This is a genomic window from Nonomuraea ceibae (assembly GCF_019396325.1).
GTDB lineage: Bacteria > Actinomycetota > Actinomycetes > Streptosporangiales > Streptosporangiaceae > Nonomuraea > Nonomuraea ceibae.
In genome coordinates this window covers 42,157-55,708 of record NZ_JAHKRO010000020.1, presented here as the reverse complement: position 1 = coordinate 55,708, position 13,552 = coordinate 42,157, and the positions used below count along the sequence as shown (strand labels likewise).

General features: G+C 70.2%; 14 protein-coding genes. 13 read left to right on the top strand and 1 reads right to left on the bottom strand.

Going from position 1 to position 13,552, the window contains the following annotated elements; all coding sequences use genetic code 11:
• Positions 1 to 22: 22 nt before the first annotated feature.
• Complete coding sequence (rho, locus tag KME80_RS16080; protein ID WP_219505886.1) at positions 23 to 2,035, top strand: transcription termination factor Rho; 2,013 nt, start codon at positions 23 to 25, stop codon at positions 2,033 to 2,035.
• 66 nt (positions 2,036 to 2,101) lie between these two features.
• Here the strand turns inward: rho and KME80_RS16075 are convergent, their stop codons facing one another.
• Positions 2,102 to 3,109 carry a hypothetical protein gene (locus KME80_RS16075; RefSeq protein ID WP_219505885.1) on the bottom strand — a complete coding sequence of 336 codons (1,008 nt, stop codon included), beginning with the start codon at positions 3,107 to 3,109 and terminating at the stop codon, positions 2,102 to 2,104.
• A 211-nt stretch (positions 3,110 to 3,320) separates the two neighbouring features.
• On the opposite strand from KME80_RS16075, the gene rpmE reads away from it, so the two are divergent.
• The 12 genes from rpmE to atpE all read left to right on the top strand — a co-directional run bounded on the left by rpmE (position 3,321) and on the right by atpE (position 13,537).
• The gene (gene rpmE, locus KME80_RS16070; protein WP_219505884.1) at positions 3,321 to 3,539 is read left to right on the top strand and encodes a 50S ribosomal protein L31; all 219 of its coding nucleotides are present in this window, start codon (positions 3,321 to 3,323) and stop codon (positions 3,537 to 3,539) included.
• Positions 3,540 to 3,630: 91 nt separating this feature from the next.
• A complete protein-coding gene (prfA, locus tag KME80_RS16065; RefSeq protein ID WP_219505883.1) occupies positions 3,631 to 4,683 on the top strand; it encodes a peptide chain release factor 1 in 1,053 nt (350 codons plus the stop codon).
• Complete coding sequence (gene prmC / locus KME80_RS16060; RefSeq protein ID WP_049559024.1) at positions 4,680 to 5,534, top strand: peptide chain release factor N(5)-glutamine methyltransferase; 855 nt, start codon at positions 4,680 to 4,682, stop codon at positions 5,532 to 5,534. Before prfA ends, prmC begins: the two co-directional genes overlap by 4 nt.
• A 1-nt stretch (position 5,535) precedes the next feature.
• Positions 5,536 to 6,192, top strand: coding sequence for an L-threonylcarbamoyladenylate synthase (locus KME80_RS16055; RefSeq protein ID WP_246645041.1), 657 nt, complete (start codon positions 5,536 to 5,538; stop codon positions 6,190 to 6,192).
• An 86-nt stretch (positions 6,193 to 6,278) separates the two neighbouring features.
• On the top strand, positions 6,279 to 8,504 hold the full coding sequence (locus tag KME80_RS16050) for a hypothetical protein (RefSeq protein ID WP_219505881.1): 2,226 nt from the start codon (positions 6,279 to 6,281) through the stop codon (positions 8,502 to 8,504).
• Positions 8,504 to 8,881 carry a hypothetical protein gene (locus tag KME80_RS16045; RefSeq protein ID WP_219505879.1) on the top strand — a complete coding sequence of 126 codons (378 nt, stop codon included), beginning with the start codon at positions 8,504 to 8,506 and terminating at the stop codon, positions 8,879 to 8,881. The genes KME80_RS16050 and KME80_RS16045 overlap by 1 nt, the downstream gene beginning before the upstream one ends.
• Before the next feature lie 45 nt (positions 8,882 to 8,926).
• Positions 8,927 to 10,192, top strand: a complete 1,266-nt coding sequence (gene glyA, locus KME80_RS16040) for a serine hydroxymethyltransferase (protein ID WP_219505877.1) — start codon at positions 8,927 to 8,929, stop codon at positions 10,190 to 10,192.
• Positions 10,193 to 10,249: 57 nt separating this feature from the next.
• The gene (locus KME80_RS16035; protein WP_219505876.1) at positions 10,250 to 11,536 is read left to right on the top strand and encodes a glycosyltransferase family 4 protein; all 1,287 of its coding nucleotides are present in this window, start codon (positions 10,250 to 10,252) and stop codon (positions 11,534 to 11,536) included.
• A gap of 131 nt (positions 11,537 to 11,667) precedes the next feature.
• On the top strand, positions 11,668 to 12,087 hold the full coding sequence (locus KME80_RS16030) for a Cg1360 family ATP-synthase-associated protein (protein WP_219505875.1): 420 nt from the start codon (positions 11,668 to 11,670) through the stop codon (positions 12,085 to 12,087).
• 67 nt (positions 12,088 to 12,154) lie between these two features.
• Positions 12,155 to 12,370, top strand: coding sequence for an AtpZ/AtpI family protein (locus KME80_RS16025; protein WP_246645040.1), 216 nt, complete (start codon positions 12,155 to 12,157; stop codon positions 12,368 to 12,370).
• A gap of 67 nt (positions 12,371 to 12,437) precedes the next feature.
• Complete coding sequence (gene atpB / locus KME80_RS16020; RefSeq protein ID WP_219505873.1) at positions 12,438 to 13,232, top strand: F0F1 ATP synthase subunit A; 795 nt, start codon at positions 12,438 to 12,440, stop codon at positions 13,230 to 13,232.
• Positions 13,233 to 13,303: 71 nt separating this feature from the next.
• Positions 13,304 to 13,537: an ATP synthase F0 subunit C gene (gene atpE / locus KME80_RS16015; RefSeq protein WP_049561045.1), complete on the top strand. Its 234-nt coding sequence runs from the start codon at positions 13,304 to 13,306 to the stop codon at positions 13,535 to 13,537.
• The last annotated feature ends 15 nt before the right edge of the window (positions 13,538 to 13,552 follow it).

Below are 13,552 nucleotides of genomic sequence, written 5' to 3'. Positions count from 1 at the left end.
ACCCCTGGGAAGGACCTTTTAGTTGAGCGACACCACCGAACTCCTCTCCGACGCACCAGGCACATCTGCGGCGTCCGGCGACACCCCCACCCGCGCCGCGGCCAAGCCTCGTGCGCGTCGCTCCGGCACCGGCCTGTCCGCCAAGGTGCTGCCCGAGCTGCAGAAGATGGCCGCCGAACTGGGCATCAGCGGGACCGGGCGCATGCGGAAGAGCCAGCTCATCGCGGCCATCCAGGAGAAGCAGGGTGGCACGGGAGACGGCGCCCCCGCTGCGGCGGCCGAGGCGCCTGCCGCGGTCGACGCGGCCCCGGCCGCCGAGCGGCCCACCAGGACGCGCCGGGAACGTTCCCGTGTGAAGACCGCTGACGAACCCGCGGTGCAGGCCCCCGAGCCGGTGGCCGCGGCCCCGGTCGCCGAGCCCGTGGCGGCTCCGGCCGAGTCGGTCGTCGAGCAGCCCGTACAGCCCGTGCAGCCTGCGGAGGCGCCGCAGGGCGACTCGCGTGGCGAGCGCGGCGAGAGCCGTCGTGAGCGCCGCAGCCGCGGCGAGCGCCGTGACCGCGGTGACCGCTCCGGCAACGACCGCGGCGAGGGCGGCCGCGATGCCGCCCGCGACATCCGCGACAGCCGTGACGGCGCCCGCGACAGCCGCGACGGCGGTCGTGACGGTCGTGACGGTCGCGATGGCCGTGACGGCCGTGACGGTCGCGCCGACCAGCGGACCGCCGACTCCGGCAGCCGTGGCGACCAGCGTGACCAGCGCGGCGACCAGCGCGGCGACCAGCGTGGCGGCGACGACGACGAGCGCGGCGGCCGTGGCCGGCGCGGCCGGTTCAGGGAGCGCAACCGCGGCCGTGGCCGTGACCGCTTCGACAGCAGCGAGCCCGTGATCGGCGACGACGACGTCCTCATCCCGATCGCCGGCATCCTCGACATCCTCGACAACTACGCGTTCGTCAGGACGAGCGGCTACCTGCCGGGCAGCAACGACGTGTACGTCTCGCTGGCCCAGATCCGCCGCAACGGCCTGCGCAAGGGCGACGTCATCACCGGCGCCGTCCGCCAGCCGCGCGAGGGCGAGCGCCGCGAGAAGTTCAACGCCCTGGTCCGCCTCGACACCGTCAACGGCATGGACCCGGAGCAGGCCCGCAACCGGCCCGACTTCAACAAGCTCACGCCTCTCTACCCGCAGGAGCGCCTGCGCCTGGAGACCGAGCACAACATCCTGACCACGCGGATCATCGACCTCGTGTCGCCGATCGGCAAGGGCCAGCGCGGTCTCATCGTCTCGCCGCCCAAGGCCGGCAAGACGATGGTGCTGCAGTCGATCGCCAACGCGATCACCCGCAACAACCCCGAGTGCCACCTGATGGTCGTGCTCGTGGACGAGCGGCCCGAAGAGGTCACCGACATGCAGCGGTCGGTCAAGGGCGAGGTCATCCACTCGACCTTCGACCGTCCGGCCGAGGACCACACCACGGTCGCCGAGCTCGCCATCGAGCGCGCCAAGCGCCTGGTGGAGCTGGGCCACGACGTGGTCGTCCTGCTCGACTCGATCACCCGGCTCGGCCGCGCCTACAACCTGGCGGCCCCGGCGTCCGGGCGCATCCTGTCGGGTGGTGTCGACTCCACGGCCCTCTACCCGCCCAAGCGCTTCTTCGGCGCCGCCCGCAACATCGAGAACGGCGGCTCGCTGACGATCCTCGCCACGGCCCTGGTCGAGACCGGGTCCAAGATGGACGAGGTCATCTTCGAGGAGTTCAAGGGCACCGGCAACATGGAGCTCAAGCTCAACCGCTCCCTGGCCGACAAGCGCATCTTCCCCGCGGTGGACGTCGACGCGTCCGGCACCCGTAAGGAAGAGATCCTCATGGCCAAGGAAGAGCTCCAGATCGTCTGGAAGCTGCGCCGGGTGCTGCACGCGCTCGACATGCAGCAGGCGCTGGAGCTGCTCCTGGAGAAGATGAAGGAGACCAAGTCCAACGCGGAGTTCCTGCTCCAGGTCCAGAAGACCACGGTGAGCAACGACCGCGACTAGCGTGTACGAAACGGAAGCGGCGGGAGGATCCCCTCCCGCCGCTTCCGCGTGTGTCAGGGCTGCGTTCTAGCGGACGTCCACGAGCCGCTGCGGCGACAGCGCGCCGCGCGTCTTGCTCGTGGCGAGCGACCTGACGCGGTAGTAGCCGTCCTTCACGGCCTTGAACGTGCGGGTGTACCTGCCGGAGGCGTTCGTCTTCGCGTACGCGACGAGCTTGTACGTCTTGGTGCCCTTGGCCTTGAAGTAGATGCGCAGCTTCGTGCCCTTGTACGGCTTGGCCCCCCGGTACGCCTTGCCGTACACCTTGAAGCTCCTGCCCTGCTTGACCTTCTTGGCGGCGCTGATGGTGACCCTGGCGGTGGCCTTGCGGCTGACGCCGGCGGCCGGGGCCTCGACGGTGAACGGGACGACGCCCTTGAGCGCCTCGCCGCCGCGGGTCGCGTACACCTCCAGCGTCCACGCGCCGGGCGCGGTGTCGTCGCTGAAGTACGTGGAGCCGCGGTGGTGGCCGTCGGGCTCCAGCGCCATGACGCCGAGGTCGTAGAACTTCCTCGTCGTGTCGCTGCGCAGCTTGGCCGTCACCGTCCGGGCGCCCTTGACCGCGGCCTCGACCTTGACCTCCACGTCCTTGCCCTTGACGAGCCTGACGGGGTCGGGGGTGACGGAGGCGTCGGTGATGCTCTGCTTGCCGGCGACCTTGACGCTGAAGGTGTTGTCACGCGGGGCGTCGCGCGTGACGGTGACGGTGAGCTTCCAGTCGCCGGGCGGGTCGTTCGCGCCGATGGCCCAGCGGCCGGTCACCACGGCCTCGCCGGGCTTCACGTCGAACGTGACGGGCCGTTCGGCCTTGCCCGGGGCTTCGATGGCGCCCTTCACGCCCTTGACCGTCTCCGGGTCCCTGAGCTTCAGCGTGGCCGTCGCTCCCGTCTCCCCCTGGAGCGGGACGTACGCGCCGGACCAGCCGGCACTGGTGAAGTCCGGCTGCTTGGCCTCCTGGGCGGCTGCGGCAGGACCCCCGAACAGAACAGCGACCCCCGTGGCGGCCGCTATGAGCGACCGCACCGTTCTTCTCATCCGATGAGTGACCCTTCGGTGGTGAAAGTGATGGTATGTGCGGGGGAGCCTAGCGTGACGCCGCCGTGAAGACCGGGGGAAGATCGGGGAATGGCCGGTGGCCCGGGCTGGTTGAACCATCTGGCACACTGGTAGCCGACCGCTTGCTGCGGTACCGGTTCCCGCCATGAGCTCAGAGGCGACCCGGCGACCGCACCCCGAAAGGAAAACCATGAAGCCCGACATCCACCCCGACTACCACGTGACCCAGGTCACCTGCACCTGCGGCAACACGTTCACCACCCGCAGCACCGCCAAGAACGGCGTCATCCACGCCGACGTGTGCTCCGCCTGCCACCCGTTCTACACGGGCAAGCAGAAGATCCTCGACACCGGCGGCCGGGTGGCGCGCTTCGAGAAGCGCTTCGGCAAGAAGGCCTCGGGCAAGTAGCTTCAGCGACGCCGGCTCCGACGCACCCGCGTGCGCCGGGCCGGCGTTTCTTGGTGCACGGCCCGCCCACCCGCACGACGAAGGACCCACGGTGAACCTCGACGAGTTGCTCAAGGAGTATTCCGAGCTGGAGATGCAGCTCGCCGACCCCGCCGTGCACGCCGACCAGGGCAGGGCCCGCACGCTCGGCAAGCGTTACGCGCAGCTCACCCCGATCGTCGGCACCTACCGCGAGCTGGAGACGGCCCGCGAGGACCTGACGGCCGCCAAGGAGCTGGCCCGCGAGGACGAGGCGTTCGCCGAAGAGGCCGCCGAGATCGAGACGCGCATCCCCCAGCTGGAGGAACGGCTCAAACACCTGCTCATCCCGCGTGATCCCAACGATGACAAGGACATCATCATGGAGATCAAGGCGGGCGAGGGCGGTGAGGAGTCCGCGCTGTTCGCCGGCGACCTGCTGCGCATGTACCTGCGCTACGCCGAGCGCATCGGCTGGAAGACCGAGATCATCGACAGCCAGCCGTCCGACCTCGGCGGCTACAAGGACGTCACGGTCGCGATCAAGGCCAAGGGCGACGACGGCGTGTGGTCCAGGCTCAAGTACGAGGGCGGCGTGCACCGCGTGCAGCGGGTGCCCGTCACCGAGTCGCAGGGCCGCATCCACACCAGCGCCGCCGGCGTGCTGGTCTACCCGGAGGCCGAGGACGTCGAGGTCCAGGTCGACCCCAACGACCTGCGCATCGACGTCTACCGCTCCAGCGGCCCCGGCGGCCAGAGCGTCAACACCACCGACTCCGCCGTGCGCATCACCCACCTGCCCACCGGCGTCGTCGTCTCCTGCCAGAACGAGAAGAGTCAGCTGCAGAACAAGGAGTCGGCGATGCGCATCCTGCGCGCCCGGCTGCTGGCCATCGCCCAGGAGGAGGCCGACGCCGCCGCGCAGGCCGAACGCAAGTCGCAGGTGCGCACCGTCGACCGCTCCGAGCGCGTCCGCACCTACAACTTCCCGGAAAACCGCATCTCCGACCACCGCGTCGGCTTCAAGGCGTATAACCTCGACCAGGTTCTCGACGGCGAGCTGAACGCCGTCACCCAGGCCCTCATCGACGCCGAAATGGCGGAGAAGCTCGCACAACACTCATGACATTCCTGCTGGACGAGATCGCCCTCGCCACCGCGCGGCTGGCAGAGGCGGGTGTGCCGTCCCCGCGCACCGACGCCGAGGAGATCGCGGCGTTCGTCCACGGCGTGCGCCGGAGCGAGCTGCACACCGTCAAGGACGCCGACTTCGACGCGCTGTTCTGGGAGGGCGTCGCCCGGCGTGAAGCCCGCGAGCCACTCCAGCACATCACCGGCCACGCCTACTTCCGCTACCTGGAGCTCGACGTCGGCCCCGGCGTGTTCGTGCCACGGCCCGAGACCGAGGTCATGGCCGGATGGGCCATCGAGACGCTGCGCGCCATGGACGTCACCGCGCCGCTCGTCGTCGACCTCGGCACCGGCTCCGGCGCGATCGCGCTGTCCATCGCCCAGGAAGTGGCCCTGGCCGAGGTGCACGCCGTCGAGGTCGACCCCCGGGCCTACAGCTGGGCCAAGCGCAACATCACCGAGCACGGTCAGGGCCGCACCCACCTGCACCCCGACGACCTCGCCGAAGCGCTGCCCGAGCTCAACGGCAAGGTCGACCTGGTCATCTCCAACCCGCCCTACATCCCGCCCGGCGCGATCCCGCGCGACCCCGAGGTGCGCGACTACGACCCGGCGCGCGCCCTCTACGGCACCGGCGACGACGGCCTCGGCGAGGTCCGGGCCGTCGAGCGCACCGCCCGGCGGCTGCTGCGCCCCGGCGGCTGGGTCGCCGTCGAGCACGCCGACGAGCAGGGCCGGTCGGTCTACCTCACCTTCCCCGAGGACAACGGCTGGCGCGACGTACGGCTGCGCCAGGACCTCACCCGCAGGGACCGCTTCGTCACCGCCCGACTCGGCCAGGACTAGGATGCACGCCGTGGGAAGACGCTTTGACTGCACCGACGCCGACCAGCGGGCCGAGGGCCTGCGCGAGGCGACCACCGCCGTCGGCCGGGGCGAGCTCGTGGTGCTGCCGACCGACACGGTCTACGGCATCGGCTGCGACGCCTTCACGGCCGCGGCCGTCGCCTTGCTGCTCGAGGCCAAGGGCCGTGGCCGCGACATGCCGCCGCCCGTCCTCGTCGGCACCGTACGCGCCGCCAACGCCCTCGTCGAAGACCTCGGCCCCTACGGCCAGGACCTCATCGACGCGTTCTGGCCCGGGCCGCTGACCCTTGTCTGCAAGGCCAACCGCGCCCTGTCGTGGGACCTCGGCGACACCAAGGGCACCGTGGCCGTGCGCATGCCGCTCCACCCCGTCGCGCTCGACCTGCTCAAGGAGACCGGCCCGATGGCCGTCTCCTCCGCCAACCGCTCCGGCGCCCCGGCCGCCGTCACGGCCGCCGAGGCCGAGGAGCAGCTCGGCGAGTCCGTCTCGGTCTACCTCGACGGCGGCAGGACCAGCGACAACACGCCCTCGACCATCCTCGACCTCACCACCGCCGTGCCCCGCCTGCTGCGCCGCGGCAGCATCCCCGTCGAGAAGCTGCGGGGCATCATCGGGTACGTCGCCACCGAGGACTGAGATATACCGTCTGGCTATCCCGGCTGCGCCGGGCGGTGCCACGTGCCTACGGTTGAGCCCGGAGCTGCGACGTCCGGGAGTGACCCATGGGCAAGTTCGACGGCATGGATCCCAAGCTGGTCCGTGAGCTGCTGGCCGAGACGGAGCGGGCCACGGCCGAGCTGCGCCGCGTCGAGGCCCGGGTCACGCAGATCATGTCCACCGCCGGGCTCTCGACCCAGACCACCCACCGCCCGGTCCAGATCGCGGACGCCGCCGACCGCATGGTCAAGGACATCAAGGCCCGGCTCGCGGTGCTGGAGAAGCGGGCCGACCCGCCCAAGCCCTCCCTGCCCGCCACGGACGACACCCCCACGGCCAAGCCGGACCCGAAGCCGGACCCCAAACCGGACGCGAACGGCAAGCCGGACGGAAAGCCGGAGGGCGAGACCAAGCCCGAAGGCAAGCCCGAAGCGGACACCAAGCCCGACCCCAAGCCGGACGGAAAGCCGGACGCCAAACCGGAGGGCAAGCCCGAAGCGGGCGACAAGCCGGACGCGGGCGACAAGCCGGACGCCAAGCCCGACGGGAAGCCCGAGGCGGACGCCAAGCCCGAAGGCAAGCCGGACAAACCGGATGCGGACACCAAGCCGGACGGCAAGCCCGAGGCGGACACCAAGCCGGACGGAAAGCCTGAGGCAGACGCCAAGCCTGACGGCAAGCCCGACGCCGACGGAAAGCCTGAGGCGAAGGACGAGCCGAAGGACGAGGACCGGGGCAGCAGGCGAGACCACGGCGCCGAGCCGGACCGCAGCGGCGAACAGGACCAGGACTGCAACCGCGACCAGGACATAACCGACACCCCAGGCAAGGACCACCCCGACGACCCCGACCCCAGCAGGCCGCAGGTCGTCGAGGTCGACGGCACCAAGGTGCTCCAGATCCCCCTGGACCCGCCCACGGCCAGAGAGCTCGAAGGCATCCTCGACAACCTCGACCGCGCCCAGCCCGCCGACATGCCGACGACGCCCGACGACTCCACCGCCACCCAGCCCCCGGCCACCACGGACGACTGCGACAAACAGCCCGGCAACGGCCGGCCCGACGACGCGCCCGTACGCGACGCCGCCCAGAACGGCGCCCAGAACGGTGCGCAGAACGGCACCCCTGAGGCGCCACGTAACGACGGGCAAGGCTTCGTCGTACCACCGACCCCGCCACCGGACACAGCCACCGGAGGCGCCGGATCCACCGCCCAGAGCGTCGCAGGCACGGGTGCGGGTGGCGACGGCGCCAACGTGATCTCGATCGGAGGCCGCCCTCTCGACCCCGAAGCCCTCGGCACGGTGACGGAGAACGCCCGCGAGTACCAGCCCCACCCCCTGCCCGCCGCGGAGGGCGGCTACGGCGGCCCACCAGCCCAGGGAGGCGCCGCCCCCTTGGGCACGGCGGGCGTCCCGGATAGCGCCGTAGGAGGCGCACCTGGGGGCGTCTCAGGCGGAGCCACAGGCGCGTACGGCGGCCTGGGCGACGGCGTGCACGGCGGAGCGGCAGGCGGCGCCCAAGGCGGCGTCACGGGCGGCATAGCGGGCGGTGCCCAAGGCGGCGTCACGGGCGGCGAAGCGGGCAGCGCAGTGGGCGGATACGGCGGCCCTGAAGCGCAGGGCGGGACCAGCACACCGCCGGCAGTCGACGGCGCACCCGACACCCCCGTCGACGGCGGCCGGAACGGCACGCAGGACGCCGCCGACCCCCGCCAACCCGACAGTGCACAAGCCCCCCGGGACTGCCCGGAACCCTCCCAACCCGCCCCCGACCGAGACCGTCAACCCGACGCCCCCATCGACCAGAAGCCACAGCCCGGCGGCTCCACGGGCCAGGACCAACAGCCCGGCGGCTCCACCGGCCAGGATCAACAGCCCGCTGGCTCCACAAGCCAAGACCGACAGCCCGGCGGCTCCTCCGGCCAGGACCAGCAACCCCGTAACCCGTACCCCGGTGGCTCCGCAAACCCGGACCCGCAGCCCGGCAGCCCCTCCGGTCAGGACCAGCAGCCCCGTAACCCGTACCCCGGCGGTTCCGGCAACCCGGACCCGCAGCCCGGCGGCTCCACGGAGCAGGAGCCCCGGCGGGGCGAGAGGGCGTACCGGGAGAGGCAGGGTGACGGCGGGGTGGTGTCGGTCGAGGTGAGGCCGCCGAGCCAGGAGGCGATCCGGGCCCTGGTCGAGAGCGCGACAGAGGTGCGCCCGATGGACATGCCGTCGGTCGAGGCGCCTGAGGACAACGGGCCTGACGGGCCGGTCGATCCGCGGACGCAGGAGAGGAGCGTGTGATGTACGTCGATCCGCCCGCGCCGAGGCCGAGGCAGCCGGGGGAGATGCCGCCCAAGGCCGGGGGCGGCGGCCCGCTGGACGGCCAGCCGAGGGCGTGGGAGTTCAACCCCGACTACCAGCGCCTGGTGACGGCGTGGCAGAACGTGATGCCGCTGCTGGAGAGCATGTCGGCGGCGCTGGACAAGGCTTACCAGCTGGCCAGGAGCCCGCAGACGTGGGACGCGCCGGTGGGCGGCCGGTATGTGGAGGACATCGGCGAGTGGCGGTCGAGGCTGGCGCTCTACCGGCAGGCGGTGCTGACGTCGATCAGCGACGAGGCGGCCGACACGCCGCGCTGGATCCCGAGCCCGATCGGCGCGCCGCACGCGTTCTCCTGAGCCGGGGAAGTGGGAAATCCGGACACTCGGTCGTACAGTGGGATCATGGGTGCGACACCCGACTACGGGCCCGACTTCGGGCGGCTGCGGGAGCAGGATCCCGAGGTCGCGCAGGTGCTGCTCGACGAGATGGCGCGGGTGCGCGGCGGCCTGCAGCTGATCGCGAGCGAGAACTTCACCTCGCCCGCGGTGCTGGCGGCGCTGGGCTCGACGTTGAGCAACAAGTACGCGGAGGGCTACCCGGGGCGGCGCTACTACGGCGGCTGCGAGGTGGTGGACCGGGCGGAGCGGCTGGCGATCGACCGGGCGCGTGAGCTGTTCGGCGCGGAGCACGCGAACGTGCAGCCGCATTCGGGCGCGTCGGCGAACCTGGCCGCGTACGCGGCGCTGTTGCAGCCGGGCGACACGATGCTGGCGATGGCGCTGCCGCACGGCGGCCATCTGACGCACGGCTCGCGGGTGAACTTCTCGGGCCGCTGGTTCGACGTGGCCTCCTACGGGGTGCGCCGTGACACCGAGCTCATCGACTACGACGAGGTGCGTGACCTGGCGTTGCGGCATCGGCCGAAGCTGATCGTGTGCGGGGCGACGGCGTACCCGAGGCTGATCGACTACGGCGTGTTCCGCGGCATCGCGGACGAGGTGGGCGCGTGGCTGCTGGCGGACATGGCGCACCCGATCGGGCTGATGGCGGGCGGGGCGATCCCGTCGGCGGTGCCGTACGCGGACGTGGTCACGTTCACCACGCACAAGGCGCTGCGCGGGCCGCGCGGCGGCGGGATCCTGTGCACGGAGGAGCTGGCGGCGCGGATCGACCGGGCGGTGTTCCCGTTCATCCAGGGCGGGCCGCTGATGCACGCGGTGGCGGCGAAGGCGGTGGCGTTCGGGGAGGCGTTGCGGCCGGAGTTCGCCGGCTACGCGCGGCAGGTGGTGGCCAACGCGCGGGCGCTGTGCGACACGCTGGCGGCCGAGGGGATGCGCCCGGTGTCGGGCGGCACCGACACGCATCTGGCCCTGATCGACCTGCGTGAGCTGGGGGTTTCCGGGGCGGAGGCGGAGCGCAGGTGCGCGGCGGCCGGCATCACGCTCAACCGCAACGCGATCCCGTACGACCCGGAGCCGCCCGCCGTGACGTCGGGGATCAGGGTGGGCACGCCGTGCGTGACGACGCAGGGGATGGGGCTCCAGGAATTGAAGGAGATCGGTTCGCTGGTCGCGCGGGTGGTGCGAGAGCCTGGTGCGGCGGCGGAGGTCCGGGAAAGGGTGGCCGCTCTCGTCGCCATACATCGGCCATATCTCAGCGAATATTAAGCTGGTCTGTGTCGTTTTCCGGTCACAGCCGGCCGGAGCATCCGGGAAACTAGGTCCGTGCGCGAATATCTGTTCATGGCACTCGTCGCGGCCGCGGTGACGTATCTGCTCGTCCCGCTGGTGCGCCGCTTCGCCATCCGCATCGGGGCGGCGCCGGAGATTCGCGAACGTGACGTGCACACCACGCCGACGCCCAGGCTGGGCGGGCTGGCGATGTACGGCGGGCTGGTCGCGGGCCTGCTGATCGCGAGCGAGCTGGCCAACACGGGCCGGGCGCTGGGCGACGCGGAGGGCCAGCCGGTGCTGGCGCTCATCGTGGCCGGCGGTTTGATCACGGTGACGGGCTTCCTGGACGACTGGTGGGGCATGGACCCCTTCATCAAGCTGGCCGGCCAGATCGCGGCGGCCGGGGTGCTGGTCGCCTTCGGCCTGCGGCTGACCTACATCCCGCTGCCGAAGGACTGGGGCGGCTCCACCAGCCTCGACTACACACTGAGCACGATCATCACGATCCTCGTCGTGGTGGTGGCGATCAACGCGGTCAACTTCGTCGACGGGCTCGACGGGCTGGCGGCCGGGATCGTGTGCATCGCGGGCATGGCCACCTGGGCCTATTCGATCTTTCTCGCGCAGAGCATCTCGGGTGACCGCATCACGACGACCGCGGCGATCGCCGCCGTCCTCATCGGCACCTGCCTGGGCTTCCTGCCGCACAACTTCCATCCGGCCAAGATCTTCATGGGTGACACCGGGGCGATGCTGATCGGCCTGGTGCTGGCGTCGTCGATCGTCACCGTGACGCCGGTCGACCCGTCGGTCATCGAGGGCATCAACCGCTTCGGCGTGCTGCTGCCGCTGCTGGTCCCGGCGGGCGTGCTGGTCCTGCCGCTGATCGACCTGATCACCGCCGTCGTGCGGCGCACCTCTCACGGCATGTCGCCGTTCGCGCCCGACCGCGGTCACCTGCACCACCGGCTGATGGACATCGGCCACTCGCACCGCCGTTCGGTGCTGATCATGTACGCGTGGGCGTTCGTGTTCGCGTTCGGCATCGTGGCGATGGCCACGTGGGGTGTGCCGGTGCTGCTGTTCCCGATCGTGATCGTGGTGGCGCTGGCGGTGCTGGTGCTGCTGATGGCCGCGCCCCGGTGGCGGGGCCGGGGCGGCGCGCGCAGGGCCGGCGGAAACCATGACGACGACGGCCCGCCCACCGGCCCGATGCCGCCGATCGTGCCGGAGTCCGAGGTCAGGCGGCGGATGCCGCCGGAGGCGGGCCCGTCGCAGCAGGACCGGGCGAGCGCGGAGCGTAACCCGGTCATTCCGGTCTACCCGGGCCGTTCATGATCGTGAACTAGAAACCACAGGTAAAAGCGGTCTTCCGTGAGCTTGTGATATCTTTCACGAGCAGGGGCCCCCAAACGCGAATGTTCTGGGGGTAGCAAACGCTCGCTTGATAACTCGTTGATGGAGCTCCGATGCAGGCCAACGACGTGCGCGTACTCAAAAGCGCCGCGATTCCCACCCTCGGGGTAGGGGCGGTGGCCGTGGTCGTGAGCCTTCTGGTGGCGGGCGGCGGCGGCGCCCTCGGCGCACTGCTCGGCGTTCTACTCGTCGGCGTCTTCTTCAGCATCAGCGTGGTGGCCGTCGCCTACGCGGCGCGCGTCTCTCCGCAGATGATGGCCATCGCCGCGATGGTCAGCTACCTCGTCAAAGTCATCGTCATCATGGTGATGCTGGTCACTTTCCGTGACACCACGCTGTGGAACACGCAGGCGTTCGCCTGGACCGTCGTGGCCGGCACCGTCGTCTGGACCGCCTTCGAAGTCCGCGCCTTCATGAAGACGAAGATGCTCTATGTCGACCCCGACGCCAAGGTCCCCGGGCAGGGCGACTGATGAGCCTGGTAAAACGCGGGGTCCGATATGACTAGTCCTCTGCTCGCCTGCTATCGTCAGGGCCGCGATGAGCCAACAGGAACGCCGACCGGAAACCGACGGTCGGGACTTCTCCGACGCCATGTGGTCGGTCCCCAGCTACCTCCTCGCCGGGATGGCAGTCTACGGCGGACTCGGGTGGCTGTTGGACCGCTGGCTCGACATGTCCGCGTTCTTCCCCATAGGCATCGTCCTGGGGGTCTCGCTCGCCGGCTACGCGGTCTACCGGAGACACGGTCGCTAGCCGTACGGCGCGACCGCATCTCCGAGGAAACTTCTGTGATCCACTACGACGTTGAAGGGAACGCCGCGTGAGTGCGCTGACGGTCCTAGCACCTCCGGGAGAGTTCGGGGCGCCTACGCCTGACGAGCTGTTCACTCTGCCCCCGATCATTCCCGGGGTCGAATGGTTCACCAAGCCGGTGCTCCTCGCCCTTTTCAGCTCGGTCCTGGTGATCGGCATCTGCTGGGCGGCCTTCGCCAGCCCGAAGCTGGTGCCCCGGGGCATGCAGAACGTCGTCGAGCTCGGCTACATGTTCGTCCGCGACCAGGTCGCCCGGCCCTTCCTGGGCAAGGACGCCGACCGGTGGATGGGCCTGCTGGTCTCGATCTTCTTCCTGGTGCTGGTCTGGAACCTCCTGGGCGTCGTCCCGGTCCTCCAGTTCCCGGTCGCCTCGCACATCGCCTTCCCGATCGTGCTCGCGGCAACCATCTACATCCTCAAGATCTACCTGGGCATCAAGCACCAGGGCGGCATCGGCTACTTCAAGAACATGATGTTCCCGCCGGGACTGCCGAAGCCGATCTACTTCCTGCTGGCCCCGATCGAGTTCCTGTCGAACATGATCATCGCGCCCTTCACGCACGCGGTGCGACTGTTCGCCAACATGTTCGCGGGCCACATGCTGCTGGCCTTCTTCAGCATGGTGGGCTTCTGGTTCCTCTTCGAGAAGCTGACCCCGCTCGGCGCCCCCATCGGCGTCATCGGGGTGGTGATGACCATCCTGCTCACGGGCCTGGAGATGTTCATCATGTACCTGCAGGCGTTCCTGTTCGCGATGCTGGCCGCGATGTACATCGGCAGCTCGCTGCACGCGGATCACTGAGAACCACAGACCGGATTAGTCCAGACCGGTGAAATTCCGAATCACCGGCCGTCCAGTAAAGGAAAACAGCAATGAGCGTTCTCGCTGAGGTCTCCGGCAACGTCACCGCCATCGGTTACGGTCTCGCCGCCATCGGCCCCGGCATCGGCGTCGGCATCATCTTCGGTCAGGGCGTGCAGGCCATCGCGCGTCAGCCCGAGGCCTACGGCCTGATCCGCCAGAACATGCTCCTCGGCTTCGTCCTCACCGAGGCCCTCGCCCTGATCGGTCTGGTCGCCCCGTTCATTTTCCAGGGCATCGCCTGATCATCCCCTCTGACG

Coding starts and splice junctions, on each gene's coding strand:
- KME80_RS16025 (WP_246645040.1), top strand. CDS start 12,155: ATGAGCCAACAGGAACGCCGACCGGAAACCGACGGTCGGGACTTCTCC.
- KME80_RS16050 (WP_219505881.1), top strand. CDS start 6,279: ATGGGCAAGTTCGACGGCATGGATCCCAAGCTGGTCCGTGAGCTGCTG.
- KME80_RS16030 (WP_219505875.1), top strand. CDS start 11,668: ATGCAGGCCAACGACGTGCGCGTACTCAAAAGCGCCGCGATTCCCACC.
- rpmE (WP_219505884.1), top strand. CDS start 3,321: ATGAAGCCCGACATCCACCCCGACTACCACGTGACCCAGGTCACCTGC.
- KME80_RS16055 (WP_246645041.1), top strand. CDS start 5,536: ATGCACGCCGTGGGAAGACGCTTTGACTGCACCGACGCCGACCAGCGG.
- KME80_RS16075 (WP_219505885.1), bottom strand. CDS start 3,109: ATGAGAAGAACGGTGCGGTCGCTCATAGCGGCCGCCACGGGGGTCGCT.
- prmC (WP_049559024.1), top strand. CDS start 4,680: ATGACATTCCTGCTGGACGAGATCGCCCTCGCCACCGCGCGGCTGGCA.
- glyA (WP_219505877.1), top strand. CDS start 8,927: ATGGGTGCGACACCCGACTACGGGCCCGACTTCGGGCGGCTGCGGGAG.
- atpE (WP_049561045.1), top strand. CDS start 13,304: ATGAGCGTTCTCGCTGAGGTCTCCGGCAACGTCACCGCCATCGGTTAC.
- KME80_RS16045 (WP_219505879.1), top strand. CDS start 8,504: ATGTACGTCGATCCGCCCGCGCCGAGGCCGAGGCAGCCGGGGGAGATG.